Source organism: Bacillota bacterium (assembly GCA_013314855.1).
Classification (GTDB): domain Bacteria; phylum Bacillota; class Clostridia; order Acetivibrionales; family DUMC01; genus Ch48.
The window spans coordinates 1-2,322 of record JABUEW010000246.1 but is presented as its reverse complement, the minus strand read 5'-3'; the positions used below and the strand labels follow the sequence as shown (position 1 = coordinate 2,322).

The window sequence follows — 2,322 nt, the reverse complement described above, 5'->3', positions numbered from 1 at the left end:
ACAATATGTTCGAACAGGAGGTGACACTATTGAATAAACTACGTGAGCTTAGGGATAAGAAAGGGCTTACGCAAGAAGAAATTGCTAATGTTTTAGGTATAAATTCTCAATACTATTCGATGCTTGAAAGAGGAGTAAGGACGCCAGGCTTCAAACTGGCAAAAAAAATAGCTGATTTTTACGAATGTTCAGTTGATGAAATTTTTTTTGACAACGGTACAAACATAATGTTCGCAGATGAACAAACCAAATCCGCATAAGGGGGTGAGTAAATTGCGTGAGATTTTTGTTCCAGTTTTATCAATGGTATTGGCAGCAACAACATCACTGATATTACTCCGGTGGAAGCGGTTTAGGGATTGGTACGATAATCTTTAGAATAACCAAGTGTCAATTAGCTTTGATGCTATGTAGCTCAATACACCGATTATTATCGGAACTAAAATTTGTCTAATATTTTCCCTAAAAGCTAAAGCCCGTTGATCAAGCAAATAGTTCTCGCCTTCAGGAGTGACAAAGACTTTACTCTCGGGTAAAGGTTCACCGTATCCGTTAATGGGCCTGACGGAGACATAGCCTTGATTACGCAGTTTCATAATAATGTTTTCAGAGAGTGGATTATTGCAAAGTTCACTATAAGATATTTGACCATTGGACTTACGGATACTTTTTAGCAACTTTATCATCTGAGTATCCAACATGGACATAATACCTCCCTTCAAGGATGATCTTACCATTTCGGCAATAGGGAGGTCAAGAATGCAAAGTCAAATCCGCATAAGGGGGTGAGCCCAACGAAAACATGTTTCGCATCATACACGTGTGCAGCCTGCCCCAGGCGGGCGGAGTGCCCGACATACCAAAGCCTAAAACAATACCTTACGTCGGATAAAGTTGCCTACGAACTCAGGATAAGCAGGCCGGAGCTGGTCAGCCAACCAAAAATGATTTGAGGGGGTAATAGGTATGTACATCATCAACCAGGACCGGGACGAAGTTTTCACACTCAATGATAAGCACCTGTTTCCAGCCAGGCTGTATGTTGAGGATAGATATTACAACGGCCAGTTTATGGGCTGGAACATCATGGGCAAACACTTTCTGAAGAAGGTCCTTCTCGGGACATACGACACGGAAGAAGATGCGAAGCAGGTTGTGGGGGAGATATTTAGGATGCTCAAGACCGGAATGACGCACTACGCAATGCCGGAGCCGGCATTGGATTTAGAGGACTTATAGTAGAGGAGGTAGGAGGTCTCAATGAGGACGGAACAATGCAAAGATTTTGAAGATATGACTGAAGAGGATCTGGAAAGGACACTATATCCCTGCCTCTATGCCCTTGCTTATATCTTTGCAGAAGATTACAGGCGAAATATGGATACAGAGGCGGGGTAGGGTGGCCGCCTTCGGAAGACGGCCAGAAGGGAGGTGTGAAAGTGGAAGGGTTAAGCCAGGTTTGGGGGTACGGAGAGCTTATCAAATGCGAACAGGAGAAGCCCAAAGGCGCAAATGCATATGACAGTGGACCTTGTAAACTTACTGATGAAATAAGTTTCTTTATCATCAAACTTACAGAGACAGAAGACTGCCGCGTAGTTAAGATGCGTAAGCAGTGCTTAGAATGTAGCTGCAATAAAGGCCCGGTTGAAGTTTACTGGAAGCCACGTGCATTATGATGTTTCTTTATTCTAAATTCTAAATGAAAGGGGGTACAAACGGAATGAATAGGTACTGCGGGAACATTTATAAAAATACTAGGCGTGCAACGGGTTTGACACAGGAACAGGCAGCGGAGCGGTTATATACGTCCGTGCGTAGTCTGGCAGAGTACGAAGCTGGCCGGACAATACCGCCGGATGATGTTGTGTGTCGGATGGTAGAGGTGTACGGTGTAAAACATCTTGCATATCTACATCTGAAGCAGTCAACAGAAGTAGGCAGAAGGTTTTTACCGGAACTTCACATCCTGGACCTTCCAAGGTCGGTGTTGAAGCTGCAGAAGGAAGTAGCGGATGTAAACAATGTACATCAAGATATGGTAAACGTAGCCTGTGATGGTACGGTAGACGACACCGAGCGTGATACTTGGCTGAGGATAGAAACAGAGCTGTCTGAAATGGTCGGAGCTGGATTGTCAGTAATATTTGCGAAAGGATAAAGCGTCGGAGATTTGTTAAAGGAAAGGAGGCTGAAAACTATGACCGATGCAGACAGGGAATATCTAGAAGCGCTTTTCGACATGTCTGAGCAGATCAATCTCAGGTGCATCGACGATTGCGACAAATGCTTCCAGCGGAAGCTGTGCGAGGCGGTTACCGG

The 2,322-nt window shown here is 44.4% G+C and carries 6 protein-coding genes; 5 read left to right on the top strand and 1 reads right to left on the bottom strand.

Features of this window, described 5'->3' with window-relative positions:
• Positions 1-29 precede the first annotated feature (29 nt).
• Entirely contained in the window at positions 30-260 is a 231-nt protein-coding gene (locus HPY74_20825; GenBank protein ID NSW93051.1) for a helix-turn-helix transcriptional regulator, read from the top strand.
• A 114-nt stretch (positions 261-374) separates the two neighbouring features.
• Here the strand turns inward: HPY74_20825 and HPY74_20820 are convergent, their stop codons facing one another.
• Entirely contained in the window at positions 375-701 is a 327-nt protein-coding gene (locus HPY74_20820; GenBank protein ID NSW93050.1) for a hypothetical protein, read from the bottom strand.
• Positions 702-966: 265 nt separating this feature from the next.
• Between HPY74_20820 and HPY74_20815 the strand changes: the two genes are divergently transcribed.
• The 4 genes from HPY74_20815 to HPY74_20800 are packed head-to-tail and all read left to right on the top strand — an operon-like array spanning position 967 to position 2,161.
• Positions 967-1,239: a hypothetical protein gene (locus tag HPY74_20815; protein ID NSW93049.1), complete on the top strand. Its 273-nt coding sequence runs from the start codon at positions 967-969 to the stop codon at positions 1,237-1,239.
• Positions 1,240-1,260: 21 nt separating this feature from the next.
• Positions 1,261-1,398: a hypothetical protein gene (locus HPY74_20810; GenBank protein ID NSW93048.1), complete on the top strand. Its 138-nt coding sequence runs from the start codon at positions 1,261-1,263 to the stop codon at positions 1,396-1,398.
• A 41-nt stretch (positions 1,399-1,439) separates the two neighbouring features.
• Positions 1,440-1,679 carry a hypothetical protein gene (locus HPY74_20805; GenBank protein ID NSW93047.1) on the top strand — a complete coding sequence of 80 codons (240 nt, stop codon included), beginning with the start codon at positions 1,440-1,442 and terminating at the stop codon, positions 1,677-1,679.
• A gap of 44 nt (positions 1,680-1,723) precedes the next feature.
• Positions 1,724-2,161: a helix-turn-helix transcriptional regulator gene (locus tag HPY74_20800; protein ID NSW93046.1), complete on the top strand. Its 438-nt coding sequence runs from the start codon at positions 1,724-1,726 to the stop codon at positions 2,159-2,161.
• Positions 2,162-2,322: the final 161 nt, after the last annotated feature.

Coding starts and splice junctions, on each gene's coding strand:
- HPY74_20800 (NSW93046.1), top strand. CDS start 1,724: ATGAATAGGTACTGCGGGAACATTTATAAAAATACTAGGCGTGCAACG.
- HPY74_20820 (NSW93050.1), bottom strand. CDS start 701: ATGTTGGATACTCAGATGATAAAGTTGCTAAAAAGTATCCGTAAGTCC.
- HPY74_20810 (NSW93048.1), top strand. CDS start 1,261: ATGAGGACGGAACAATGCAAAGATTTTGAAGATATGACTGAAGAGGAT.
- HPY74_20815 (NSW93049.1), top strand. CDS start 967: ATGTACATCATCAACCAGGACCGGGACGAAGTTTTCACACTCAATGAT.